This window comes from Micromonospora sp. NPDC048999, assembly GCF_040649295.1.
GTDB lineage: Bacteria > Actinomycetota > Actinomycetes > Mycobacteriales > Micromonosporaceae > Micromonospora.
Genome location: NZ_JBEZFI010000020.1, coordinates 58,774 through 84,934 on the forward strand (window position 1 = coordinate 58,774; position 26,161 = coordinate 84,934).

At 68.6% G+C, this 26,161-nt stretch carries 15 protein-coding genes; 13 read left to right on the forward strand and 2 right to left on the reverse strand.

Annotated features, from left to right (window positions below; translation table 11 throughout):
• The 8 genes from AB0C02_RS20685 to AB0C02_RS20720 all read left to right on the forward strand — a co-directional run bounded on the left by AB0C02_RS20685 (nt 1) and on the right by AB0C02_RS20720 (nt 18,999).
• Entirely contained in the window at nt 1-918 is a 918-nt protein-coding gene (locus AB0C02_RS20685; protein ID WP_357550154.1) for a carbohydrate ABC transporter permease, read from the forward strand.
• Nucleotides 915-2,846, forward strand: a complete 1,932-nt coding sequence (locus AB0C02_RS20690) for a beta-L-arabinofuranosidase domain-containing protein (RefSeq protein WP_357550156.1) — start codon at nt 915-917, stop codon at nt 2,844-2,846. The genes AB0C02_RS20685 and AB0C02_RS20690 overlap by 4 nt, the downstream gene beginning before the upstream one ends.
• A 281-nt stretch (nt 2,847-3,127) precedes the next feature.
• Entirely contained in the window at nt 3,128-8,392 is a 5,265-nt protein-coding gene (locus tag AB0C02_RS20695) for a PxKF domain-containing protein (RefSeq protein ID WP_357550159.1), read from the forward strand.
• Nucleotides 8,393-8,906: 514 nt separating this feature from the next.
• Nucleotides 8,907-11,027 carry a Xaa-Pro dipeptidyl-peptidase gene (locus tag AB0C02_RS20700; protein WP_357550230.1) on the forward strand — a complete coding sequence of 707 codons (2,121 nt, stop codon included), beginning with the start codon at nt 8,907-8,909 and terminating at the stop codon, nt 11,025-11,027.
• Between the two features lie 32 nt (nt 11,028-11,059).
• A complete protein-coding gene (locus tag AB0C02_RS20705) occupies nt 11,060-13,657 on the forward strand; it encodes a M64 family metallopeptidase (protein WP_357550162.1) in 2,598 nt (865 codons plus the stop codon).
• A gap of 607 nt (nt 13,658-14,264) precedes the next feature.
• Nucleotides 14,265-15,548, forward strand: coding sequence for a transposase (locus AB0C02_RS20710; protein WP_357550165.1), 1,284 nt, complete (start codon nt 14,265-14,267; stop codon nt 15,546-15,548).
• Nucleotides 15,549-15,670: 122 nt separating this feature from the next.
• Nucleotides 15,671-16,552: a S8 family serine peptidase gene (locus AB0C02_RS20715; RefSeq protein WP_357550167.1), complete on the forward strand. Its 882-nt coding sequence runs from the start codon at nt 15,671-15,673 to the stop codon at nt 16,550-16,552.
• 320 nt (nt 16,553-16,872) lie between these two features.
• On the forward strand, nt 16,873-18,999 hold the full coding sequence (locus tag AB0C02_RS20720; RefSeq protein ID WP_357550170.1) for a peptidase M6: 2,127 nt from the start codon (nt 16,873-16,875) through the stop codon (nt 18,997-18,999).
• 68 nt (nt 19,000-19,067) lie between these two features.
• On the opposite strand, the gene AB0C02_RS20725 is transcribed toward AB0C02_RS20720, so the two are convergent.
• Together AB0C02_RS20725 and AB0C02_RS20730 are read right to left on the reverse strand one after the other, a co-directional pair.
• The gene (locus tag AB0C02_RS20725; protein WP_357550173.1) at nt 19,068-19,631 is read right to left on the reverse strand and encodes a redoxin domain-containing protein; all 564 of its coding nucleotides are present in this window, start codon (nt 19,629-19,631) and stop codon (nt 19,068-19,070) included.
• The gene (locus AB0C02_RS20730) at nt 19,628-20,068 is read right to left on the reverse strand and encodes a hypothetical protein (protein ID WP_357550175.1); all 441 of its coding nucleotides are present in this window, start codon (nt 20,066-20,068) and stop codon (nt 19,628-19,630) included. The genes AB0C02_RS20725 and AB0C02_RS20730 overlap by 4 nt, the downstream gene beginning before the upstream one ends.
• A 418-nt stretch (nt 20,069-20,486) precedes the next feature.
• On the opposite strand from AB0C02_RS20730, the gene AB0C02_RS20735 reads away from it, so the two are divergent.
• The 5 genes from AB0C02_RS20735 to AB0C02_RS20755 are packed head-to-tail and all read left to right on the forward strand — an operon-like array spanning nt 20,487 to nt 26,160.
• Nucleotides 20,487-22,145: an ABC transporter substrate-binding protein gene (locus AB0C02_RS20735; RefSeq protein WP_357550178.1), complete on the forward strand. Its 1,659-nt coding sequence runs from the start codon at nt 20,487-20,489 to the stop codon at nt 22,143-22,145.
• Between the two features lie 7 nt (nt 22,146-22,152).
• Nucleotides 22,153-23,157 carry an ABC transporter permease gene (locus tag AB0C02_RS20740; RefSeq protein WP_357550180.1) on the forward strand — a complete coding sequence of 335 codons (1,005 nt, stop codon included), beginning with the start codon at nt 22,153-22,155 and terminating at the stop codon, nt 23,155-23,157.
• Nucleotides 23,154-24,095 carry an ABC transporter permease gene (locus tag AB0C02_RS20745; RefSeq protein WP_357550181.1) on the forward strand — a complete coding sequence of 314 codons (942 nt, stop codon included), beginning with the start codon at nt 23,154-23,156 and terminating at the stop codon, nt 24,093-24,095. Before AB0C02_RS20740 ends, AB0C02_RS20745 begins: the two co-directional genes overlap by 4 nt.
• A gap of 2 nt (nt 24,096-24,097) precedes the next feature.
• The gene (locus AB0C02_RS20750; protein ID WP_357550184.1) at nt 24,098-25,108 is read left to right on the forward strand and encodes an ABC transporter ATP-binding protein; all 1,011 of its coding nucleotides are present in this window, start codon (nt 24,098-24,100) and stop codon (nt 25,106-25,108) included.
• Nucleotides 25,105-26,160 carry an oligopeptide/dipeptide ABC transporter ATP-binding protein gene (locus AB0C02_RS20755; protein WP_357550186.1) on the forward strand — a complete coding sequence of 352 codons (1,056 nt, stop codon included), beginning with the start codon at nt 25,105-25,107 and terminating at the stop codon, nt 26,158-26,160. Before AB0C02_RS20750 ends, AB0C02_RS20755 begins: the two co-directional genes overlap by 4 nt.
• Nucleotide 26,161 lies beyond the last annotated feature (1 nt).

Consider the following 26,161-nt stretch of genomic DNA (forward strand, 5'->3'; position numbering starts at 1 on the left):
ATGCGCACCGGTTCCCCGTCCACCCCCACCACGGTCGGTGAACGGCCGCCGGCACCCCCGGCCGTACCTGCCGCACCAACCGGTTCGGCCGGTGCCACCATCGCCGGTGTCGCGCTGCGGACCCCCTACTGGGTCCTGACCGGGGCGCTGGCCGTGATCTTCCTGTTCCCGCTCGGCTGGACCGCTGTCGCCTCGATCGCGCCGCAGGCCGGCACGAACCAGACGCACGGCTGGGGGTTCGGCAACTACGAGACGTTGACCCACTACCAGGCCGGCATCTGGCGCTACCTCGCGAACTCCGCGTTCGTGTCCGGGCTGACGGTCGCGTTGACCCTGCTCATCTCCCTGCTCGGGGGCTACGCGTTCGCGCGGTTCCGCTTCCCCGGCAAGAACGTGCTGTTCCTGGTCACGCTGGCCATCCTGATGGTCCCGTACGCGACGCTGCTGATCCCGCTGTACGTGCTGCTCAACGAGGTGGGGCTGCAGAACTCCCTGGTCGGGGTGGCCCTCGTGCTCACGGTGTTCCAACTGCCGTTCTCCACCTTCCTGATGCGCATCTCCTTCGAGGCGGTGCCGCGCGAGCTCGACGAGGCCGCGATGGTCGACGGCTGCTCGTCCTTCGGCGCACTCTGGCGGGTACTCGTGCCGGCCGTGAAGCCGGGCATGATCACCGTCGGGCTCTTCGCCTTCCTCGCCGCGTGGAACGACTTCATGGCGCCGCTGATCCTCATCAACGACTCCGAGCGAATGACCCTGCCGCTGGCCGTGTCCAACCTGCGCGGCCAGGTGCAGGGCGTCGTCGACTACGGCGCGACCGAAGCGGGCGTCGTCGTCCTCGCGCTTCCGTGCATGGTCCTGTTCCTGCTGCTTCAACGACACTACGTGCGCGGCTTCATGTCCGGCGCCCTGAAGGGATGACCATGATCGGCACCGCACCCACCGCCACGCCGGTGATGGCGAGCCGCGGCCGGCTTCGCCCGCTCGGACTGGGTGAAGTCCGGATCTCGGGCGGATTCTGGGCCGAGCGCCAATCGGTCAACGCTGCGGCGACTCTCGAACACATCCAGCACTGGCTTGAGCGAGAGGGCTGGATTCGAAACTTCGACCTCGCTGCCGAGAAGGGTGACCTGGCCCGCGAGCGCCGTGGACGCGAGTTCTCCGACTCGGAGGTCTACAAGTTCCTCGAAGCGATGGCGTGGGAGATCGGCCGGTCGGGCGACGCCGGCCTGGAATCGCGGTTCCTCGCGGTCGTGCGACGGGTGGCAGACGCGCAGGAGCCCGACGGCTACCTCAACACCAAGTTCGGCCGGTCGGGCCAGGCAGCCCGCTGGTCCGACCTCGAATGGGGCCATGAGCTCTACTGTCTCGGTCACCTTTTGCAGGCGGCGGTCGCCCGGGCCCGGACCCGTCCGGACGCCGACGACGGGCTGCTCGCCGTTGCCCGCCGGGCCGCCGACAACGCCTGCGAGACGTTCGGACCGGACGGCATCGACGGCGTCTGCGGGCATCCGGAGATCGAAACCGCGCTCGTGGAGTTCGCCCGGGTCACCGGCGACGACCGTTACCTCACCCAGGCGGCTCTCTTCGTCGAACGCCGGGGGCATGGCCGGCTGCGTGACGTGGAATGGGGCCGGGAGTACTTCCAGGACGACATCCCCGTGCGTCAGGCGGCAGTCCTGCGTGGGCACGCCGTCAGGGCGAACTACCTCTCCGCCGGCGCCGTCGACGTCGCGACCGAGACGGACGACGCCGACCTGTTGGCGGCGGTGGGCCGACAGTGGACGAACACGGTGGCGCGGCGCACGTACGTCACCGGCGGGCAGGGCTCCCGCCACCAGGACGAGGCGTTCGGCGACGACTGGGTGCTGCCCCCCGACCGCGCGTACTCCGAGACCTGCGCCGGCATCGGCTCGGTGATGCTCGCGTGGCGGCTGCTGCTCGCCCACGGCGACCCCGGGTACGCCGACCTCATCGAGCGGACGCTCTACAACGTGGTGTCGACGTCGCCGTCGGCCGACGGGCGAAGCTTCTTCTACACCAACACCCTGCACCGCCGTGAACTCGGCATCGTCCCGGACGCCGACCGGGCCAGCATTCGCGCCGCGGCCTCGTTGCGGGCGCCCTGGTTCGAGGTGTCCTGCTGCCCGACCAATGTGGCACGGACCATGGCCAGCCTGGCGGCGTACGTCGCCACGGCGGACGACGAGGGCCTCCAGCTCCACCAGTACGTGCCCGGCACCGTCGCGCACCGCCTCGCCGACGGACGTGACGTGCGTGTCACGGTCACGACCGACTACCCCCACGACGGCCGCATTCAGGTGCGGGTCGACAGCGACGACGACCGTCCCTGGTCGCTGTCGTTGCGGGTGCCCGCCTGGGCGGGCGAGGGCGCGACCCTGACCGTTGACGGAAGCGCCCGGCCCGTCGGCCCGGGCGTCGTCACCGAGCGACGGACGTGGCGACGCGGCGACGAGGTCGTCCTGTGCCTGCCGATGGCACCCCGCTTCAGCTACCCGGACACCCGCATCGACGCGGTCCGGGGCTGTGTCGCGGTGGAGCGCGGCCCGCTCGTGCTGGCCCTGGAGTCCGTCGACGTCCCCGGTGTCGAGACCGTTGACGAGCTTCGCGTCGACACCAGCCAGCCGCCCCGCCTGGTCGACGGCCGGGCCGTCGTGCGCTGCCGGCGCGTGGACCACCCGCAGGACCACGACTGGCCCTACCGGCCCGGCGGGGCCGAGCCGTCATCCGGGACGGGGGAGGAGTTCGACGAGGTGGCGCTGGTGGAGTACCACGCCTGGGCCAACCGCGGACCCTCGACGATGCGCGTGTGGCTCCCGGCGGGCTGACTGTCAGCTTCGGGGTTGCCGGCGGCGGGTCTCCAAAGTGAGCGCTAACGCCGCGCGGTCATGGGCGTGAGCATTGAGAAAGAAAGAGCTAGGCCGATGATTGACGGCAACAATGTTAGCGCTCACACTCAGGTCTTGTGTGGCTTCGCTCACAGCAGCGCGCCGCACCGGGCGCCGCGCGGTGGCGACGGCACGCATGCCAGACGGGCGGCAACCGCATGCAATTCACCAAATCACCCACCACCGATGTCTAGCCGCACCGATCTCAAGGAGGAGACGCCATGAGTAGACGCGTGAGGAGGACGCCCGTCTGGGCCGCCTTGGCCGCGCTGGTCATGGGAGGTGTCGTCGGCCTGCCCTCCCCGGCCCACGCCGCCAGCCCGATCCTGCCCGGCAACGAGGGCGACGTAGGGGTCTACACCAACGGGCAGAGCCACGTCATGGAGATCGGCGACCCGACCTACACCAACGTCAGCGAGGTCGCCGCGCAGCTCAAGCCCGGGGTGCCGTTCACTGCGACGAACATGCACCAGTCGATCTTCGACCGGGACCTCGCCGCCGGCGGCACGGACTACTACCTCGACCGGATTCTAGGCGTCCGTGGCACTCTCGGGTCGACGGTGCTGATGACCCGGGGCCGCTCCCTCTACATGCGCGGCGCGAGCACCAACAACTTCACCACCATGGGCTTCGCCGGCAGCGCGTACGTCGGCGGCCCGAACAACCTCGGCAACCTGTACACGGTCACCGTGCCGAATCAGACCGTGACCGAGGTCAGCACGAACCGGTTCAACGCGCCGAGCCACGCCAAGGGTCGCTACACGATCGGCACCACCGGAGTCATCGCCGACCTGACAAAGTTCATCACCTACGACAACGTCGCCGTCACCGCCGTCGACTTCAGCAACCCCGGCAGCTCGGCGGTGACATTCACCGTCCGCGCCGCCTCGCCGCTGGCGACCCAGGCCGGTAAGGGCGCGGCTGAACTCACCGGCACCCGCACCATCACCAGTGGCGCCAACAACGGCCTCGTCGACACCCCGTGGAACACCGTCACGATCGACCTCACCGGCGCCGGCTTCACCCGCAGCGGCACCAACCTCGACCGCCAGATCACCGTGCCCGCCGGCGGCACGGCGTCGCTGTCGGTCGTCGGCGCCGTCTCCTCGGACACGCTGCCGAAGACGGTCGAAAGCTACCGGGAGTACGCCGCGATGTCGCCGGCCCAGGCCGTGCGCACCGGCATCACCGACTTCAACCGCCGCTGGGCCCAGGACGTCCCCTACATCAACGTCCCCGACCCCGCCGTGGAGAAGGCCATCGTCTACCGCTGGTGGGGCGAGCGCTACAACAACCTCGACGCCAACGCGCCCGGCTACGTCTACCAGTACCCCACCACGGTCGAGGGGTCGAACCTCTACCAGAACGCCATCGCGCTGACCCAGCCGATGCACCTGCAGGACACCAAGTGGCTGCGCACGCCCTACCTGCCGTACGGCCAGATCCTCAACATCGGCGAGCTCTCCGGCGCCTCGGCATTCCTGGACAGCCCCGGCCACACCAGCTGGAACAACCACTACTCGCAGTACATCGGCACCGCCGGCCTTGAGGCGTACAACGTGCACGGCGGCGGCAAGGAGATCGCCCGTAAGTTCGCCCAGTACTTCGAGGGCGACGGCGTCGGCCAGCTCGAGCACTACGACGGCAACAAGAACAACCTGATCGCCTACGACACCAACTACATGCCGGGCAACGACGCCGACGCCATCTCCTTCGGCTTCCCGAAGTCCAACGCCAGCGCGGCGGGCGCGCGGACGATCGAGCGGCCCGAGTCGGCGTACGTGTGGGGCGCCCTCGACGCCGCCCGGCAGCTCTACCAGATCTCCGGCGCCGACCAGGCCAAGGTCGACGCGATGGCGAACGGCGCCAACGGCGTCCGTGACGCGATCCTCAACCAGCTGTGGAGCCCCGACATGCGGATGTTCCTGGCCCGCACGTCGTACGGAGCCACCAGCGCGGCCAGCTCCAACGGCCGGGCCAACCCGCTGCCCGCGTCGGCTCGTAACCTCATCCCGGCCAAGGAGTCGAACCTCTACGACATCTACGCCCAGAACCTCATCCCGTTCGACCAGTGGCAGAAGTACGTCGACGGATACCGCTTCCTGACCTACGGCGACAACTTCCCGATCTTCCCGTTCTACACCGCCAACCAGTACGACCGGTCGGCCTACGGGATCGGCGGCTCCAACAACTTCTCCAACATCAACTTCACCGTGCAGTACCGTGGCGTCCGCTCGGCGCTGCGGCACTACGACCCCGAGCAGAAGTACATCACCCCGGCGTACGCCAAGCGGCTGCTGGACTGGATGGCCTGGAGCGTCTACCCCAGCGGTGACGCGCGTGTCGCGAACCAGGCGGAGTACTACTCCAACTGGAACCCGACCACGAAGACCTACAACCGCAACAACCCGAACCACGTGATGCTCGGGAACATGAACTACATCTTCGTCGAGGACATGGCCGGCCTCCAGGCGCGCTCCGACGACAAGATCGAGCTGTGGCCGATCACGTTCGGCTACGACCACTTCATGGCCAACAACCTGCGCTACCACGGGCACGACGTGACGATCGTCTGGGACCCCGACGGCAGCAGGTACGGCCTGGGCGCCGGCTACAGCCTGTTCCTGGACGGCGAGAAGAAGGTCAGCACCGACAAGCTCGGCAAGCTCACCTACGACCCGAACACCAACCAGGTCAACGCCGAGGCCGGGCTGACCGTCACCTTCAAGGCGGGTGGCGGGACCACCTTCCCGAGCGCGGTGAACACCAGCATCAAGGACGACCGCGTCGTCGGGTACCTCAAGACGGCCGGCATCGACCTCACCCAGACCGCGCCGAACCTGGCGACCGGCGCCACCCTGGCCTCGTCGTACACCCAGCAGGGCACCCGGCCGACGTCGTGGCGGCAGTTCCACACGCCCGGCTGGAGCACCACCTCGATGAACTACACCCCTGGCGCGATCAAGGAGACCGAGCGGCCGGTGTCGCTGGCCGCGGTGACCGACGGCAGCACCGCCAACGAACCGTACTGGGGCAACTACGGCACCACCGAGAAGAACGGCTACATCGACCTCGACCTGGGGTCGGCCAAGTCCTTCGACAACGTGAAGGTGTTCTTCGTCAGCGACCGCCAGGCCGGCGGCTACCGCGAACCCGCGCGCTGGTGGGTCCAGGTGCCCGACGGCAAGGGCGGCTGGAAGGAGGTGCCGGACCAGTTCAAGAACCCGTCCGTCCCGGCGGCCAAGTTCAACGAGGCGCTCTTCAAGACCGTGACGTCGAACAAGCTGCGCATCGCGTTCACGAACAGCCCGACCCTCTACACGGCCATCTCCGAGATCCAGGTGTTCAACTCGGGCCGGGAGATCCCGCCGGTGTCCAACCAGGCGCCCGTCGTCACCGCCACCCGCGACAACTCGGCGGACGGCAACCTCTCCACCAGGCTGGTCGGCACGGCGTCCGACGACGGCATCCCCTACGACAACGAGCTCACCTTCGGCTGGGAGACGGTCTCGGCGCCGCAGGGCGCGGGCGTCATCTTCTCCGACCCCAAGGCGTTGGCGACTCGGGTGACCGGCACCGTCGCCGGTGACTACGTGTTCCGGTTCTTCGCCGACGACGGCGACAAGCGGTCGGAGGCGACCGTGGCGGTGACCCTCACCAAGCGGGCGATCTCCGCGGAGTTCGGCTCCTCGGGGACGGTCACCACCAGCGGCACCGCGTCGTGGGAGAACCACCAGCGGGTCAACGACCCCAGCACCCCGAGCAGTTCGAACCCGGGCACCGGCAACGGTTGGGGCAGCTGGGGCCAGCAGCAGAGCGGCACCAGCGTCGCACAGGCGGCGTGGATCCAGTACACCTGGACCTCGCCGGTGCGGCTGTCGTCGACCGACATCTACTGGTACGACGACAACGGCGGCACCCGCCGGCCCAACGCCACGACCTACGCCATCGAGACCTCCTCGAACGGCACCACCTGGACGCCGGTCACCCTGACCAAGGGGTCGACGTACGCGGGCGGTCTGGCCATGAACGCCTACAACCACTTCGATTTCGAACCGACCACGACCAGCCGGTTGCGCATCCGCATCTGGGGCGTCCAGGGCAGCGGCGCGGGCACGGGCGTGCTGCGCTGGCGTGCCAACGGCGAGACCGTCGACTCGGTGCGCTCGCCGGTGCTGATCCGGACCGGCGTCGGCCAGGTGCCCACCCTGCCGAACACGCTCGACGCGGTCTACGCCAGCGGCGCCCGCGGCACGGTCGGGTTCAAGTGGCAGGCGATCACGCCCGAGATGGTCGCGGAGCCCAACGTCGACCCGTTCGTGGTCTACGGCACGAACGACGGCTACGGCCTGATCGCCGAGGCCCGCGTCTACGTGCGGCCCGAGATGTCCCAGGGCGGCATCTCGATCCAGGGCGCCGAGCGGTTCGAGCAGACCCTGGAGGTGGGCGAGCAGCCCTACCTGCCCAACAAGGTGGAGGTTTCCTACAACGACGGATCCCGGGACAATCAGGCCATCGGCGTCAGCTGGCGGTACGACGCAAACATCGTCAACACCCCGGGCCGCCACACCGTCATCGGTGACCTGATCCTGCCCGACTACGTCAGCCAGGCCGGTGCCACGCAGACCACGCTGACTCTCACCGTGGGCAAGGACACGGTGGCGCCGACGACGACCCTGACCTGGTCGCCTTCGGAGCCGAACGGCAACAACGGGTGGTACACGGCGGCCCCGTCCTTCACCCTCGACGCGACGGACGCCTTCGCCGTGGCCAGCACGCAGTACCGGGTCAATGGCGGTGACTGGACGACCTACCCGGGCACGCCGGTCACCGTCGACCGGGAGGGCACCAACCGGGTGGAGTTCCGCTCGACCGACACCAGCGGCAACGTCGAGGAGCCGAAGCAGGCCACGGTCAAGGTCGACACGATCGCGCCGACAGCCACGTTCGCCTCGGCGATCGGCGAGGTGTACTTCGGCTCGGTTCCGCCAACTCCCTCGTGCACCGCGAACGACGGCACCTCCGGTCCGGCGGGATGCGTCGTCAGCGGCTACCGCACCGACGTCGGCACGCACATCCTCCTCGCCAGGGCGATCGACGCCGCGGGCAACGTGGGCACGGCCGTGCAGTCGTACACCGTGCTGCCATGGACGCTGAAGGGCTTCTACAGCCCGGTCGACATGGGCGGGGTGCTCAATACGGTCAAGGGCGGCAGCACCGTGCCCATGAAGTTCCAGGTCTTCTCGGGCACCACCGAGCTGACCGACCCGGCGCTGATCACGATGAACGCCAAGCAGGGCACGTGCGGCGTCGGTATGCCGACGGCCGAGATTGAGATGCTCGCCAGCGGTGGCACCTCACTGAGGTACGTGGACGGCAAGTTCCAGTACAACTGGAAGACGCCAACCGCCCCCGGCACCTGCTACGCGGTCACCGCCACGACACCTGACGGGTCCGCCCTCACCGCGCAGTTCAAGCTGCGGTGACCGGGCACTGACCCACGCGGAGGGGCTGCTTTCGGCAGCCCCTCCGCTGCCCGTCTGCCCACCACCTTGTTCGGGGGAGACCACTCCACTGCCCGGAGGCGGCGGGCGGTCGCCAGCCGGCTTCCGCAGCAGACGACCAGCGATGAGACGACCGGCATTGTTGCGACGTTGGATGGCCGGAGTCCCACCGAAGTTCCGTCAGCTGTCGGGTGCTCCCGCTCAGCGGCGACAGCTACGGTCTGGTGGCCGGCAGAGAAACCGGTAGATGAAGTCGGTGGCGGCCGCCTGCCGGCAGACGGTCTCACGGGCTCCGGCGATGCCGGGGGAGCGGTGGGCTCAGCAAGGGGACGGCGTCCGGCCGGACGGTTGGCTACCTCAGCCGTGGCGCGATCCGGATCGGACCGCGCGAACCTCGGCTGTTCGGGTCGACGGGAGTCGGATTTCGCACCACCGGCTGCGACGTCAGTCCACTGCCCAGGGGCCACCACCTGAGGACAGGAAGGGACTCGCAATGATGCGACGAAATGTGCGTCCACGGGTTGCCAGCCTCACAGCTGCCACCTGTGTGGCGGCACTGGCTTTTTCCCTGGGCACCGCGACACCGGCTGTTGCCGCCCCCGACGGCGTCGGGCCGATCTTCGTGGACGGGCAGGCGCAGATCGTGCCTGAGTTCGCGAACTCGAGCGGCTGGATCCGGCAGCGGTTGTGGGTGGAGACCGAGTTCGACTCCGACGGCGACGGCAAGCTCGACCGCATGCACGTGGACGTCACCCGGCCGGGGCAGACCGCGCAGGGACTGAAGGTGCCGGTCGTCTACGAGACGAGCCCGTACTACGCCGGCACGGCGTCCACCCAGTCGCAGTACTTCTGGAACGTGCGACACGAACTCGGCGAGCAGCCCCCGGCCCGGATCTCACCGCCGCAGATCGCCCACCAGCCGAACCGGACCGCCGTGTCCACAAGCGAGGTCAGCACGTGGGTGCCGCGCGGCTTCGCCGTGGTCCACTCCGACTCTCCGGGTACCGGACTGTCGCAGGGCTGCCCGACGGTCGGCGGATCCAACGAGTCGCTGGCGCCGAAGGCGGTGATCGACTGGCTGAACGGTCGCGCGAAGGGTTACACCAGCGTCAACGGGGATGAAGAGGTCTCGGCGACAAGCTGGGCGACCGGCAAGGTCGGCATGACCGGTACGTCGTACAACGGAACGCTGCCGCTCGCCGCCGCGACCACCGGTGTCGACGGCCTTGAGGCGATCATCCCGATCGCGCCGAACACCTCGTACTACCACTACTACCGCTCCAACGGCCTGGTCCGGAACCCCGGCGGCTATGCCGGCGAGGACGTCGACTACCTGTTCGACTACATCAACAGCGGCTATCCGGACCGTCGGGCGTACTGCATCGAGAACGTCCGGGGCGAGATGAACCGGTTCCAGGACCGGGTTACCGGCGACTACAACGACTTCTGGGCCAGCCGCGACTATCTCAACGTCGTCCAGAACGTCAAGGCCGCCACCCTGATGGCGCACGGGTTCAACGACTGGAACGTGGTGCCCGAGCACAGCGTGCGGATCCTTGAGGCGCTGAAGAAGCAGGGTACGCCGGTGCAGGCCTACTACCACCAGGCTGGGCACGGAGGCGCCCCGCCGCTGGACATGCGCAACCGGTGGTTCACCCGCTACCTGTACGGCGTTCAGAACGGCGTGGAGAACGACGCGCGGGCCTGGATCGTGCGTAACGAGACCGGTCCCAGCCAGCTCACCCCGTACGCGGACTACCCCAACCCGGCCGCGTCGCCCGTCACCATGGTGCTCAAGCCCGGCGGTAACACCACCGGCGAACTGACCTCGTTGGCGCGGCCCGGCAAGGGCGTGGAGTCGCTGGTCGACGCCGGCAACACCGCCTGCAACGCCGGCACCCTGGCCACCACCGTGTCCGACCAGCGGCTGCTCTACGTGACGCCGGAACTCACCGCGCCGGTGCACATCTCCGGCACGGCGTCGGTGACGCTGCGGATGAGCGCGAGCAAGCCGGCGGCCAACCTGTCGGTTGCCCTGGTGCGGCTGCCGTGGACCGGTGGATCGGGCTGCGAGTCGAGCACCCGGGGCACCACGACGAGCATCATCACCCGTGGCTGGGCCGACCCGCAGAACCGCCACTCGCTCACCCGGAGCGAGCCGCTGGTGCCCGGGCAGTTCGTCGACGTGACCGTGCCGCTGCAGCCGGATGACCAGGTCATCCCGGCGGGCTACCGGATCGGCCTGATGGTCTTCTCCACCGACCACGAGTTCACCCTGCATCCCGCTCCGGGCACCGTGCTCAACGTCGACCTGGCCGCGACGTCCCTGCGGCTGCCCGTGGTCGGCGGGCCGCTGGCGATGTCGACCTGCGCGACCACCGACACCCGGGCGACCGTGGTGATCGGCGGCGTCGACAGCGGCGTGCGCAACCAGTCGCTGGCCGGCAATTGCACGATCAACGACCACATCCTCGACGGGGAGCGGTGGTCGAACCACGGCGAGTTCGTGACGCACGTCAACGAGGTCGTGGACCAGCTCATCGCGGCTGGAGCGATCCGGTCGAACCAGCGCGGGGCCATCGTGTCGGCGGCGGCCAAGTCGCGCGTCGGCAAGTGACGAAGTAGCACGGAGAGGGAGGTGGACAGCCAGTGAGACTCAAGTTAGCGACCTTCGCGGCGCTCGCCTTGGTGGCCGGCCTGTTGACCGGCGCCGGCCCGGCGAGCGGCGCTCCGGCGGACGGCCCGCCGATGCCATTGCCCACCCCGAAGGTGCATCCGATTCAAGTCACCGGCCCGGCGGCCGAGCGGCTGAACCTGATCATCCTCGGTGACGGCTACCAGTGGGACCAGCAGGGGATCTTCCTGAAGGACGTGGACCGCAACCTGGCCGTCATGTGGGCCACGGAGCCGTTCCGGACCTATCGCGACTACATCAACGTGTACGCGGTGGAGATCGCCTCGATCGACTACGGCGTCCGGTGCGACCCAGATGGGCGGGTACGAAACCCGGACGGCACGATCCGGGACACCGGTCAGCGTGAGGGTCCGATCAACGCCAAGAACACCGCGCTGCGGATGATCTACCAGGACGGCTGCAGCGACCCGCTGTCGCGCGGCACCGTCTACGGCGGGGCGCCGCTGAACTGTGCGAACTACGCCGCCTACTATCCGGCCGGGGTCAACCCCTGCGAGACCGGCAGCCAGGCGCACAACCGGATCATCGACAACTACGTCGCGCCGGTCCTGGGTATCCCGCGCACGGCGCAGAACCTGCAGACCCTGGCGATCTTCAACACGTTCACGTACGGCGGGATCGGCGGCACCCAGGCGACGACCTCCGGCGGTTCCCCGCAGGGCCCGCTGATCTCGTTGCACGAGATCGGCCACTCGCTCGGCACGTTGGTCGACGAGTACCCCTACTCGTCCCGTGACGTGGTGCGGTCCTGCTACACCGGCGGCGAGCCGAGCAGCTTCCACCACACCATCTACAGCGACCCGCAGAAGATGGTCCAGGACCAGAAGAAGTGGTGGCGCTGGGTCGGCGAGGAGAGTCGCTCCGGCGGCACGATCGGGACGCACGAGGGCGGCGGCATGTACCCGTGCGGCCAGCGCCGGCCGAGCGAGCACTCGATGATGCGCTGGATCGGGTTCGACCTCGACCAGATCGGCCTCGAACACATGGTCGCCCGGGTGACCGGGATGCGTAACTCCGGGCAGATGAACGTCCGGAGCACCGCGCAGGGCACGGTGGCGTCCGACAGCGTGCTGTGGGTCGAGCCCGGCCAGCCGCGCTACCACGAGCTGCAGGTCACCTGGCGGATCGGTGGCCCGAACGGCACCGTGCTCGACACGCACAACAGCAGCAACCTCGACCTCGGCGAGCTGAACCTGCCCGCCGGGACCGTGGTGCACGTCGAGGTGCGGGACCCGGTGGGGCCGGACGGCGTCGACTGGGTACGTAACCCGTCGACCAACAATGCGGCCACCGACTCGGGCTACAACGGGGCGCGGTTCGTGCAGACCCGGCAGTGGACGGTGGGTGGCACGAAGGCGACGCCGTCGTCGCCTGCCGCGACCATCACCGGCTCCACGCCGAACACGCAGCCGGTCGCCGGCGACGAGGTGGTCTATGTGCGGACCAACCACCCGGCCGACCGGATCCTCGGCGTGGCCTGGTCGCTGGACGGCAAGGCGCTGCCGAACCCGCACAACAGCCGCAACCTCGATCTCGGGGCGCTGAAGCTGGCGTCGGGCACCCACAAGCTGGCCGCGGTGGTGACCGACCCGGCCGATCCGGGTGGCGTCTCCGACCGGATCGAATGGACCGTCGACAACGCGATGCCGACCGCGCCGCGTGCGCTGTCGGAGCCGCTGACCCGGCTCGCGGACAGCATGGAGCACCCGGTCTACTTCGACGGCTGGGACATGTGGCTGGACCCGCAGGACGACCACACCGGATACGACGAAGAGCGCTATGTCGTCGGTCAGCTCCGGTTGGACAAGGACGGGTGGTTCAACTACTTCGGCTTCCCCGAGCAGCCGATGCCCGAATCGCCGTTCCAGTTCCGCCACTCGGGCACGAACATCAAGGCGCTGACGTACGGCAACCTCGGCACCGGTGGCCTGTCGAAGGCGGCGTTCGAGCAGACCCTGCCGGACGACCACCCGGGCGGCGGTTTCGTGCCGGGCTTCGGCACGCACCTGGTCGAGCACCGGGCGATCGACGCGGCCGGCAACATCGGCGACCCGAGCGCCTACCGGGCCACCGTGCTGCCCGGCTCGTCGCCCGGCTGCACCACCACGTTGACCGGCAAGCAGCACAAGCTGGTGGTCAGCGAGGGCGTCACCTGTCTCAAGGGCGCCCAGGTGGCCGGCGGGGTGTCGGTGCGCGCCGGCGCCTCACTGGTGGTCCGGGACAGCTCGATCAACGGCGGGTTGACGGCGACCGGCGCTCAGGCGGTGCAGCTGTTCGGCAGCACGGTGAACGGCAGCTCGCGGATCACCGGAACCACGCGGGACGTGACGATCGCCGGCAGCACCTTCAACGGCTCGTTCACCCTGTCGGACAACGTCCAGGTCACCGCCAACGAGCGGTTCAGCCGGCTGGCCGGCGCCTACGGGCCGATCCTGGTCGGTAGCCGAGTCAACGGATCGCTGAGCTGCACCGGCAACAGCGCGGCGGTCAAGGACTTCGGCGCGCCGAACACCGTGAACGGCGCCAAGGGCGGCGACTGCGCCGCGCTGTAGCGGGCCGTCGCTGAAATAGGAGCACGTGTGGTGGGCCGGCAATCGCCGGCCCACCATTTTTTCACCGGCGTACGAATCGGTTGCAGCACAACGGAGTGTTCGTTCGTTGCGACAGTGGTTCGATCCACCGGAGAGAAACCGCGGCGTATGTAGGTAGTTATGTCGGCGGATGACAAAATAGAATTCCGAGCAAGATTCCTTTCGCGGTGGCGTCCGCCGGATGGCGACTCCTACCGCAGATTTACCGCGCCCCAGAAACGGAGGAAGCCGCTGTGGCCAGGCGTTTGTCGGCCGCCGTCGCGCCCGGTGCACTCGTCGTGCCCGCCGCATTGACCGCCGGGTCAGCGTACGCGAACAATCGTCGGGTGGGCATGAGGTTGTCGAGCAGGTGACGTCCGATGGTCCCGCCCCGGCGTCGACCGTAAAAGTTACCTCGCGATCCTCAGCATCGACATCATCGCAGGCCAACCTGCATTGACAGACCAGGGCGATCCTTAACTTCACGGTCTTGTGACGAAAACCAAGTGGGCGTGAAGCAGGAAAGCGCAGTGCCTGCCAGTGCGAACCGGGTCATCGGCGATCATGAACACAATGTAGGATTCCGGATGTGAAGGCGGACGCGGGCCGGCGTTACCGGCTGTATCCCACCGAGGGGCAGGCGGAGCGTTTGACCGGGTGGGGGCACACGTGTCGCTGGCTGTACAACACCGCGTTGGAGCAGCGCCAGTTCGTTTGGCGGCAGCGCAAGACGACCCTCGGGGTGACCGCCCAGTGCGCCCATCTAACTGAGGCGCGTAAGGACTTCGATTGGGTGGCTGATCTGCCGGCGCAGTCCGGTCAGCAGGTGCTGCGTAACCTGGATCAGGCGTACCGGAACTGGTGGAATCCGCAGCATCCCGCTGGAGCGCCGACCTGCAAACGTAAGTCGGCGCGGTTGTCGGTTCCGTTTCCCGGTCAGGCCATCGAGGTCCGTCGCCTCAACCGGCGGTGGGGTGTGGTCAGCCTGCCGAAGGTCGGCGAGGTCAAGTTCCGGTGGTCCCGTCGGTTGGGCGGCGCGGTCCGGAACGCGGTGGTGTCCTTCGACGGTGTCGCCTGGCACGTCGGTTTCGGCATCCACACCGGCGTCACCACGCCCGAGGCGCATGCCCGGCCCGACACGGTGGTGGGTGTCGACCGTGGTGTGAAGGTCGCGTTGGCGATGTCCGACGGGCGCATGTGGAACCGCACCTTCACCACCCCCGGCCAGGAACGGAAGCTGGCCAGGCTGAAGTCGACGGCTGGCCGGCAGGAGACCGCCCGCCGCAAACACGGCGCGACAACCTCGAACCGGGCCCGCAAGATCAGGGCGCAGGTCGCCCGGGCCGAGGCGAAGGTCCGTAACCGGCGCCGTGACTTCGTGATGTGGGCCGCGAACCGACTCTGCGCCCAGCACGCGGTCGTCAAGATCGAACGCCTCGACATTCAAGCGATGACCGCCACCGCCAAAGGCACAAACGAGAAGCCTGGTACCAAGGTGCGGCAGAAAGCCGGACTGAACCGGGCCATCCTCGACAAAGGCTGGGGCCTGTTCCACACGGCCCTGGACAACAAGGCACGCACCACCGGCACCCGAATCGCCAGGGTGCCAGCCGCATACACGTCTCTGCGGTGCAGCCGCTGCCGGTACACGGATCGGGACAATCGCGAGAGCCAAGCGGTGTTCCGGTGCGGGTCCTGCGGATATGAGGCCAACGCTGACGTGAACGCGGCGATCAACGTCAGGGACGCCGCCGAGGTGGCGTCCCCACTCACCGGGCGGGCAGTCCGGGACAGGAACCGCAAGGCGTCCTGTCGACCACCCACCCAGCGCCGACCACGTACGGCGCTGGAAACGGGCGTCTCCCGCCGATAGGCGGGAGAGGATGTCAAGGCATTTCGCCGAACGAGCTGCTGCCTTCCGGCCGCACCTCGTGGAACCCGGGGCCGGCGCTGGTCTACCTGGCCGCCAACGGCGGCCTGCGACCCGGCGATGTCGTGTTGCTGGAGCAGCAGACCTCCAGCCCACTGGGCGGGACCCGGTACGCGCCGCTGGAGTGGATCCCGGCGGTGTTCGACGCGATCAAGCTGCTGACCGGGCTGGGCGTCACCGTGGTGTCCACCGGCGGTAACGGCGACACCAACTCCGACGACCCGATGTACACCCGCAACGGCATCCGCTGGTTCGACCCGACCGTGCAGCACTCCGGCTCGATCATGGTCGGGGCCGGTAGCAGCACCGACCACGAGCGGCTCAGCTTCTCCAACTACGGCACCCGGTTCGACCTGCAGGGCTGGGGGCAGAACATCACCACCACGGGGAGCGGCGGCAACCTGCAGGGTGGTACGAGCCCCGCGAACCTCAACATCCGTTACACGCAGTCGTTCGGTGGCACCTCGGGCGCCGGGCCGGTCGTGACGAACGCGGTCGTGGCAATCCAGTCATACCTCAAGGCCACCGGGCAGGAGCCCTGGACCAGCCAGCAGATCGTCGAGGTGCTGCGGGCCACCGGCACGCCGCAGGGCACGGCCACGGCGGGCCAGCAGATCGGCCCGCTGCCCAACCTCGAGGCCGCGCTCAAGCTGATCGAGGTCGACGCGCCGGTCTCGACCATCACCCTGAGCCACCACGCCAACCCCAAGGTGGACTGGGTGGCCAACCCGCTGGCCACGCTGAGCGCCGATGACGGTTGGGGCGTCGGCGTCGCCCGCATCGAGTACCGCCTCGACGGCGGATCGTGGACGCCGTACCAGGCGCCGTTCCGGGTGAAGGGGCCGGGCAATCGCACGATCGAGTACCGGGCCGTCGACAACAACGGCAACGTCGAGAAGGCCAACACGTTGACCTTCGACAACCCGCGGGTGCCGGCACAACGGTAGTACCGGTCCGCTACGGCCGGGCCCACCTCGCTACCGAGGTGGGCCCGGCCGCACGCGTCTCGACACCCACTGTGGACGCTCGGCCGTGTATCGCGTCGACAGGCCAGGTTCTTGACCACCCCCACCATGCTGCGGTGTGATAGTGCAATAGCACACCTCGGATCTGCCGGAGACCTGCTTCGAGGCAGCTTGATCGCCCGGGCTCCACGTCACCCATCGGTGCCCGGCTCTCGGACGCCCAATCCGGTCGCGCCTTCGGGCGCAAGGGTCCGAAGTTCTCCCGAGTGCCACGCACGAGCGTCACACAGAAAGGGAAACTTGTGACAGACCTGCTCATCCCGCAACGAACGCCATGGCGGCGGAAGTGGCGGCACCTGGTTGCCGCGGCGGGCGCCGTCGTCCTGCTCGCCACCGCGCCGGTCCAGCCCGGGTACGCCGCATCCCCGGTCGACGGCGCGGGCAAGCTGCAGCCCGTCGATCCGCAGAACTGGAAGAACCAGTACGACATGACCTGGGCGGACTGGAAGGACATTCCAAACACCCAGTGGAACGATCCGAAGGTCAAGCCGTCCGTGCGGGGTCTGAAGATCGCCCTGGTCGCGGTCGACTTCTCCGACCAGCCGTTCGTGATCACCCAGCCCAAGAAGAGCGACCAGTTCGGCAACCCGCAGATCGACCCGATCAGTCGCGAGGCCGTCCCGGAGTTCTACCGGGACTACTACATGACGCCCAACGAGCTCAACCACGGGCGCACCATCCACGAGTACTGGATGGAGCAGAGCCGTGGCCAGTTCGGCGTCGACACGCTCGACGCGTTCGGCCCGTACGAGATGCCGCGTCACCTCTTCGAGTACGGCCTGAACGAGTTCAACCAGCAGTCGGCCTGCCCGAAGGGCTACACGTGTAACGGAAACCTCAACAACGACGCGGCCAACGCGTGGCGGGCCGCCCGCGGCTGCACGGGCAACTGCGGGTACGACGTGATCCTGCGCGTCTACGCCGGTTACGACGAGACCAGCATCTGGCAGGAATTCGGCGAGATGATGTTCCAGAACAAGGAGGACATCCCCGACGAGTGGGGCCCGCCGGCCGAGTTCAACAAGGACGGGACCCTCCCGAACTGGGCGGCGACCCGCTATGTCGAGTGGACGTCGTGGAAGGCGGCCGCCCAGCACTGGGGCCAGTCATCGATCCGGCAAGGGGAGAGCTCCGGCACCATCACCCACGAGATGGGCCACTTCTTTTTCAGCATCGGTGACAACAACAACAACCCGTTCTCCCACCGGGAGAAACCCCCGTCGCCCTTCCACCGGGTCGGCTCGGCACCGTGGGACATGATGGACCGGGGATCGTTCAACGGTCCCGGGGGCCATCACATGCGCTGGGTGGTGCCGCCGAACCAGGGCGGCTGGAGCCCGGCCGGCCTCATGCTGCGCAACAAGATCACGATGAACATCGTGCCGCCGGAGAACGTGCTCCGAATCAGCCGGCAGGCGTTGGCCGATTCCGGCGTCGTCGTCGCCAAGGTCACCGCCCGTGCGGTCGATCCGGGGCCGCAGGGCATCTCCGGCGTCCGCGTCGCCCTGGACGGCTCGGGCCGCGCCGACCGCACCCCCGACTGCAACATCAACACGGATCCGTTCTGCCACGGCAACACCGGCTGGGACGACTACACCGTCGAGGTCGTGGACCGGATGGGCTTCGACTCCTTCACCCCGGACAGCGGCGTCCTGATCGCGAAGAACAAGAGCCGGGAGAGCAGCACCTGCGGTTACAACTGCTTCGACTGGGTGATCGACGCCAACCCGCAGGACATCGAGATGATCGACTACTACGCACCGGACGGCACCCCGGTGATGGCCACCATCGCCGACCACCGCCAGCTCAACGACGCCCTCTTCCACGCCGGGACCGACTCCGGTTCCAAGTACGAGTACGTCGACCAGGCGAACCGGCTGCACATCTACGTGTTGGACCTCCGTCGGGACTCCGACGGCATCCTCTCGTACACGGTGGCCATCCGGTCGCTGGACGGATCCGGGCCGAACGCGCGCGGCGTCGCGCTGGGGCAGCCGGTGAAGCAGGGCGTCCAGCCGTCGCGGACCGCGCAGTGCACGTTCCCGCTGCGCAACACCGGAGCGGCGGGGGTCACCGCCGGGCAGCCGCGCGACCTGTCGGCGTACGTCGACTCCGACGTCTACCGGCTCTCGGCGAGTTCGGCGGGCAAGGGCTGGACGACCTGGATGCCGTACGAGGTCGTGGCGGCCAAGGCCGGCGGTACGGTCGAGGTGCCGGTCTACGCCACCCGGACCCCGGGCTCGGTGAACCAGGCCACGGTCACCCTGACCGCGACCTCGGAGAGCGACCCGAGCAGGTCGACGAGCGTGACCTGCCAGGTGCACGTCAAGGACACCACTCCCGGCGCCGGCCAGGGCCAGGGGCGGTGACCCGGAGGTAACCCGTCAGACGCGACCGGCGGCAGCCAATTGGCTGCCGCCGGTCGTGGTTGGGCGGGCTACCTGGTCACGAGGTCGTTGAGCTGGGCGCGCAGCGTGTCGGTGCCGCCGGGCCAGCCACGGAGCAGCTTGCCCCCCTTGGTCACCAGCGCGACCAGCGGTGGTTCCTCCACCCGGTACTTCCGCCAGATCTGTCCCGTCGCATCGATCCCCACCGGGTGCTTGACCTCGTTGTCGCGGACGTACTGGCGCATGCGATCGGCGGTCGAGTCGGCGCCTACGCCCACGAAGAGGATCACGTCGCGATAGTCCTCGACGAGCTGGTTGATCTCGCGCTGCTGCTCGGCGCAGAGCGTGCACCAGGGTTCGAGGAAGACCAGGACCACCGGGCGGCGGTCCCACTGCTCGGTCATGTCCAGGACCGTTCCGTCGAGCAGCTCCAGGGTGAATCCGGGGGCTCGCGGAGCGTTCGTCGGCGGGGCGACGAAGGTGACGCCCTTGGGCACCGGGCCCGGGAGAGCCGCCGACGGGGGCCGGTCGACGACCTCGCCCGTCGAGCCGGTGCAGCCGCCCAGCGCCAGGGCGACGACCAGCAACGCCGGGAGACAGCTGCGGGACCTCACGACACCACCACCTCACCCGCGAATTCCGCGCTGTCGCTCTTCTGGATCGACACGGCCGGCCGATCCGGCAGGACCAGGACCTGTCCCTCGACGTGTTCCGCCGTCTCGACCTTGAGCAGCATCACGCACAGGGTCGGCTCCCGCTTGACCTTGCTGAAGTCGACGTCCATCGCCTTCTCCGAGGTGCCCGTGGGAAGGGTTCCCCGCGCGATCTCGCGGCCGTCGCCGTCCCTGATGACGAACGGCGCCTCGGCGTGGGCGAAGCGGTAGGGCCCGGCCCCGGCGCAACTGGTGCCGGGCGGGCGCAGGTTCCAGTCGGGCACGGTCAGTCGGATGACCTGGGTCTTTGCCGGGGCGGCGGGCGGATCGGAACAGCCACCGGCGGATGTTGCGGTCAGCATGGCCATGCCGAGCAGTAGCGCTCGTCGTCGGTACATCGTGTCCCTTTCATCGGCAACGGTGCAGATGCGGCGGGGCCGTCCGCGTCGGCGGTGGCGGGCGGGTCGTTCGTGGACGTTGGCGGGACGTGTGTGGGTCGCCTTTGTCGCTTGTGACGGGTCGACGCGGCGGGCGTGACCTCGGACGCCGGGGTCACGATTGAGAAACGAGGTTGCAATTGTACATTGCACCAGCGGGTTTCGATGGCTACTCTGCCTGGCAGAGTTCAGCCCCAGGAGGTGCTCCGCACCCTCGACATGTCTGCGGTAGACCACCCGTCCGCCACGCCTCACACCCGCCCGGATCTCCGCTTCCGGGTCGGGCCCAACCGTCCCGGCACGAGCGCCTGTGCTGATCCACAGGGGAGGTGCGAGCGTGCCCAGCGGCCCGCGCGACGGACAGCCAAGGAGGAAATAGATGCGTGTGTACGGCAAAGTGGGGCGGATAGTCGCCCTGACGGCCAGCGTAGGGTTGCTCGCCGCGGCCACCGCGTGCAGTGGCGCCACATCGACCGGGGACGGAGAGAGCAAGACCTTCGTCTTCGGCGCTTCCGACGACCCCAAGACGCTGGATGCGGCCTACGTGTCCGACGGCGAGTCCTTCCGCGTCATCTTCCAGATCTACGAGACGCTGGTGGCGCTGAAGCCGGGAACGACCGAGGTCGTCCCGTCGCTGGCCACCGACTGGAAGGTGAGCGACGACGGGTTGACCTACACCTTCAACCTGGTCAAGGACGTCAAGTTCCACGACGGCGAACCGTTCGACGCCAAGGCCGTCTGCTACAACTTCGACCGCTGGTACCACTTCAAGGGCGCGCAGCAGAACGGCGACATCTCCTACTACTGGCAGACCATCTTCGGTGGCTTCGCCACCCAGGACAGCGAGTCCGCGCCGAAGACCAGCCGCTACGACTCCTGTGAGGCCACCGAGGACTCGGTGGCGACGCTGCACCTGAAGCAGCCGTCGTCCGCGCTGCTGTCCGGCCTGGTGCTGCCCGCCTTCGCCATCGCCAGCCCCAAGGCGATCGAGGAGGGCGGGACCGACCTCGCGATCAACGGTGACTCGATCGCCTACACCGGCGGCTTCGGTACCAAGGTGGTGGCCGGCACCGGGCCGTTCAAGTTCGTCAGCTGGGACCGTGGCGAGAAGCTCGTCCTGGCGGCGAACGAGACCTACCGCGAGGGCAAGCCCGCGCTGGACCGGATCATCTTCCGGCCCATCGCCGACGCGACCGCGCGGATGCAGGCGTTGCAGGCCGGCGAGATCGACGCCTACGAGGGCGTCGCGGCGGCCGACATCCAGGCCGTGAAGAACGTCGGCCAGGTGGTCGAGCGTCCGGCCTTCAACGTCGGGTACGTCGGCATGAACCAGAAGGTGCCGCTGCTGAAGAACCACAAGATCCGCGAGGCGATCGCGCACGCCCTGAACCGCCAGGCGCTGCTGTCCGCGGCGTACCCCGAGGGCGCCGAGGTGGCCAACCAGTTCCTGCCGCCGTCGCAGTGGGGCTACAACAACAGCATCAAGGGCTACGAGTACGACCCGGAGAAGGCCAAGCAGCTCGTCGCCGAGTCGGGGGAGAAGGACCTGAAGCTGGAGTTCTGGTACCCGGCCAACGTCTCTCGTCCGTACATGCCCAACCCGCAGGCGGTCTACGAGTCCTTCGCCGCGGACCTGGAGAAGGTCGGCTTCACCATCGTCCCGAAGACGGTCCCGTGGACGCCGGACTACCTGCAGAGCATCCAGGCCGACGGGAAGGGCCAGCTCTTCCTGCTGGGCTGGAGCGGCGACTACGCCGACCCGGACAACTTCGTGGGCACCTTCTTCCGCGAGACCACCCCGCAGTTCAACCTGACCGACCCGGAGATCCAGGGGCTGCTCAACAAGGGCTTGGCGGAGACCGACCAGGCCGCCCGGCAGAAGCTGTACGAGGAGGCCAACCAGCTCATCTTCGACTACATCCCCGGGGTTCCGTTCGTGCACAACCGGCCGCTGCTGGGGCTGGGCAAGAACGTTTCCGGCTACCAGCCGTCCCCCGTGAGCCTCGAGTACTTCAAGCTCGTGAAGATCGAAGGCTGACAGTCACGTGCTCCGCTTCGTCGCTCGACGGCTGCTTCAGCTGATCCCCATCCTGCTGGGGTTGTCGGTCCTGCTGTTCGCCTGGGTGCGCGCGCTCCCTGGCGGGCCTGCCCAGGCGCTGCTCGGGGAGAAGGCGACACCGGCGGCCATCGAACAGATCGAGGCGCAGCTCGGCCTGGACCGCCCGCTCTGGGAACAGTACGTTCAGTTCCTCGGGCGGGCGGTCCGGCTGGACTTCGGCGCGTCGCTGCAGACCGGACGGCCGGTCCTCGAGGAGATGGCGCGCCGATTCCCGGCCACGATCGAGCTGGCCATCGCCGCGCTCGTCATAGCCGTCGCGGTGGGCATCCCGCTGGGTTACCTGGCCGCCCGGCGCTACGGAACCTGGTTGGACAGCGTCCTGGTCTCGGGCTCCCTGCTCGGGGTGACCGTTCCGATCTTCTTCCTGGCGTACCTGCTCAAGCTCGTCTTCGCCGTCCAGCTCGGCTGGCTGCCGACCGCCGGCCGGGCGGATCCGCGCGCCTACGCCGAGCACCCCACCGGCTTCTACGTCCTCGACGGCATCGTCACCGGCAACCTGCCGGCGAGCTGGGACGCCCTGACACACCTGATCCTGCCCGCGATCGCGTTGGCCTCGATCCCGCTCGCCGTGATCGTCCGGATGACCCGCGCCTCGGTGCTCAACGTCCTGCACGAGGACTACGTGCGGACCGCCGAGGCGAAGGGCCTGCTGGCCGGCACGGTGACCCGCCGGCACGTGCTGCGGAACTCGATGCTGCCGGTGACCACCGTCATCGGGCTCCAGATGGGTGTCCTGCTCGCCGGAGCCGTTCTCACCGAGACGGTGTTCGCCTTCGCCGGCGTCGGCAAGTTCATGGCCGACGGCATCGTCGCACGCGATTTCCCGACCATTCAGGGTTTCATCCTGGTGATTGCCGTGAGTTACGTACTCATCAACATGATCGTCGACCTTCTGTACGGCCTGCTCGATCCCCGAGTGAGGGTGTCGTGAGTATCGCGGAGGAAGCTCCCCCCGGGGAACCGACCAGCCCGAACGGGGTCGACGCGGTGGCCGCCGAGCAGCCACCGGCGCGCGGCCTGCGCGGTGAGGCCATGCGCCGCCTGCTGCGCAACCCGATGGCGATGGTCGGGTTCGCGCTGATCCTGGTGTTCGTCGCGGTCGCCGTCTTCGCGCCATGGATCGCGCCGTACTCGCCGAAGGACAACTCGTGGTTGTCCCAGGTCCGGCCCGGCGCCTACCCCGGGCCCTCGGCCGAGCACTGGCTGGGCATCGATCCGTTGGGCCGGGACGTCTTCTCGCGGCTGGTCCACGGGGCTCGGCAGTCGCTGCTGATCGGCGTGGTGTCACTGACCATCGGCGCCACCGTCGGGGTGTTCCTCGGGCTGCTCGCGGGCGCCTTCGGCGGCTGGGTCGACGTGCTGGTCATGCGGCTGGTCGACATCATGCTCTCCGTACCGGGCCTGCTGTTCGCCATCGCGATCGCCGCGCTGCTGGGGCAGAGCCTGACCTCGGTCATGATCGCCATCGCAGTGGTCAACGTGCCGATCTTCGCCCGGCTGCTGCGCGGTGAGATGCTCGGGCAACGCGCCGCCGACTACGTGCTGGCGGCGCGCTCGCTCGGCATCTCCCGGGCCGGCATCGTGTTCCGCCACGTGCTGCCGAACTCGTTCACCCCGGTGATCGTCCAGGGCACCCTGACCCTCGCCCTGGCCATCGTCGAGGCGGCGGGTCTGGCCTTCCTCGGGCTGTCCGGCAGCGATCCCTCGGCGCCGGAATGGGGACGCATGTTGACCGACGCCCAGGTCGCGCTGACCTCCGCCCCACAACTGGCGCTGTACCCGGGGCTGGCGATCGTCCTCGCCGCGCTCGGCTTCACCCTCGTCGGCGAGGCGTTGCGCGAAGCACTCGACCCCAAGCTACGGCGGTAAAGATGAGCTTCCTGCGCGTACGGGACCTCACGGTCACCTTCACCCGGCCCGGGCACCCGCCGGTGCGGGCGGTCGACGGCGTCAGCTTCGACATCGAGGCGGGGCAGTCGGTGGGGATCGTCGGCGAGTCCGGCTCCGGCAAGTCCGTCACGTCACTGGCCATCATGCGGCTGCTGCCCGCCCGGGGCGTACGGGTCACCGGCAGCATCATGCTCGGCGACCAGGACCTGTTGTCCCTTTCCCCACGGCGGATGCGGGACGTCCGTGGCCGGGAGGTGGCCATGATCTTCCAGGATCCGATGACCTCCCTCAACCCGGTGGTCACCGTGGGGCGGCAACTCGTCGAGGTGATCGTCCGGCACGACGCCAAGTCGACCGCCGAGGCCAGAGCGGAGGCCGAGGCGCTGTTCGACCGGGTCGGGATCCCGGACCCGGCGCGCCGGCTACGGGAGTATCCGCACCAACTGTCCGGCGGGATGCGGCAGCGGGTGATGATCGCCATGGCGATCGCCTGCCGGCCGCGGCTGCTCATCGCCGACGAGCCCACCACGGCGCTCGACGTGACCATCCAGGCGCAGATCCTCGACCTGCTGCGAGACCTCGTCGAGGAGAGCGGCTCCGGGCTGATGATGATCACCCACGATCTCGGGGTCGTGGCCGGCCTGTGCGAGCGCGTGCATGTGATGTACTCCGGCCGGATCGTGGAATCCGCCCCGGCCAGCGGCCTGTTCGGGCAGCCCGCCCACCCGTACACCGATGGTCTGCTGCGCTCGATACCCCGCATGGACGGCGAGCGCGGCGGCCTGTTGCACACGATTCGCGGTTCGGTGCGAGACGTCGTGCCGTGGGATCGCGGCTGCGCGTTCCAGCCCCGTTGTGACCATGCGGTCGACAGCTGCCTGGGTGCCGCGCCACCGGTGCGGGAACTCAGCCTCGACCCGCCGCGCCAGGTCCGCTGTCCACGCCCGCTGGAATCCGCCGGCGCGGGACGTCACGAGGGTGGTGCCGAATGAACCTGCTTCAGGTACGCGATCTCAAGGTCCACTTCCCGATCCGCGGCGGAACGCTCCAACGCCGGCAACACGGCTCGGTGAAGGCCGTGGACGGCGTGGACCTGGACGTGGCCGCCGGGACCACGTTCGGCCTGGTGGGGGAGTCCGGCTGCGGAAAGTCCACCCTCGCGCGCGCCATCATGCGGTTGATCGAACCGACCAGTGGCACCGTTCACATCGACGGCGAGGACCTTCTCGCCCTCGGCGAACGGCGGCTGCGATCGGCGCGGCGGAACTTCCAAATGGTCTTCCAGGATCCGATGGCCAGCCTGGACCCCCGGCAGAGCGTGGAATCCCTGCTCACCGAGCCGCTGCGCGCCCACCGGATCCCCGGCGGAGCGGCGGAACACGCGCGGCGGATCCGGCACCTGCTGGAGGTGGTGGGACTGCCGGCGACCGCCCTGCACCGCTACCCGCACGAGTTCTCCGGCGGCCAGCGTCAGCGGATCGGCATCGCCCGGGCCCTGGTGCTGAGCCCCAAGCTGGTCGTCGCCGACGAGCCGGTGTCCGCGTTGGACGTCTCGGTCCAGGCGCAGGTGATCAACCTGCTCAAGGAACTGCAGGAACGGTTCTCGCTGACCTATCTGGTCATCGCGCACGACCTCGCCGTGGTGCGGCACATCAGCGACACCGTGGCGGTGATGTACCTGGGATCGATCATCGAGCAGGCCCCGTCCGAGCTGCTCTACCGTAAGCCGACCCATCCCTACACCAGGGCCCTCATGGGGGCGGTGCCGGTGCCGGACCCGGCGGTCGAGGCGGGCCGCAACCGGATCCTGCTGCGCGGTGACCTGCCGTCGCCGGCCAACCCGCCCGCTGGGTGCCGGTTCCACACCCGCTGCCCGTGGCGCCAGCCCACCCGCTGCGCCGACGAGCGACCGCCGCTGCGCACGCTCGCACCGGGGCAGCAGGTTGCCTGCCACTACGCGGAGGACATCGAGTCCGGCCGGATCCAGCCGACGGTGACCGCCGCGCCGAAAGCCAAGCCGGCAGCGCCGCACGCCCAACGCTGAC

Excerpts from the sequence above, each read along its gene's own strand:
- AB0C02_RS20690 (WP_357550156.1), top strand. The coding sequence starts at position 915 with ATGACCATGATCGGCACCGCACCCACCGCCACGCCGGTGATGGCGAGC.
- AB0C02_RS20750 (WP_357550184.1), top strand. The coding sequence starts at position 24,098 with ATGAGCTTCCTGCGCGTACGGGACCTCACGGTCACCTTCACCCGGCCC.
- AB0C02_RS20730 (WP_357550175.1), bottom strand. The coding sequence starts at position 20,068 with ATGTACCGACGACGAGCGCTACTGCTCGGCATGGCCATGCTGACCGCA.
- AB0C02_RS20695 (WP_357550159.1), top strand. The coding sequence starts at position 3,128 with ATGAGTAGACGCGTGAGGAGGACGCCCGTCTGGGCCGCCTTGGCCGCG.
- AB0C02_RS20685 (WP_357550154.1), top strand. The coding sequence starts at position 1 with ATGCGCACCGGTTCCCCGTCCACCCCCACCACGGTCGGTGAACGGCCG.
- AB0C02_RS20735 (WP_357550178.1), top strand. The coding sequence starts at position 20,487 with ATGCGTGTGTACGGCAAAGTGGGGCGGATAGTCGCCCTGACGGCCAGC.
- AB0C02_RS20755 (WP_357550186.1), top strand. The coding sequence starts at position 25,105 with ATGAACCTGCTTCAGGTACGCGATCTCAAGGTCCACTTCCCGATCCGC.
- AB0C02_RS20700 (WP_357550230.1), top strand. The coding sequence starts at position 8,907 with ATGCGACGAAATGTGCGTCCACGGGTTGCCAGCCTCACAGCTGCCACC.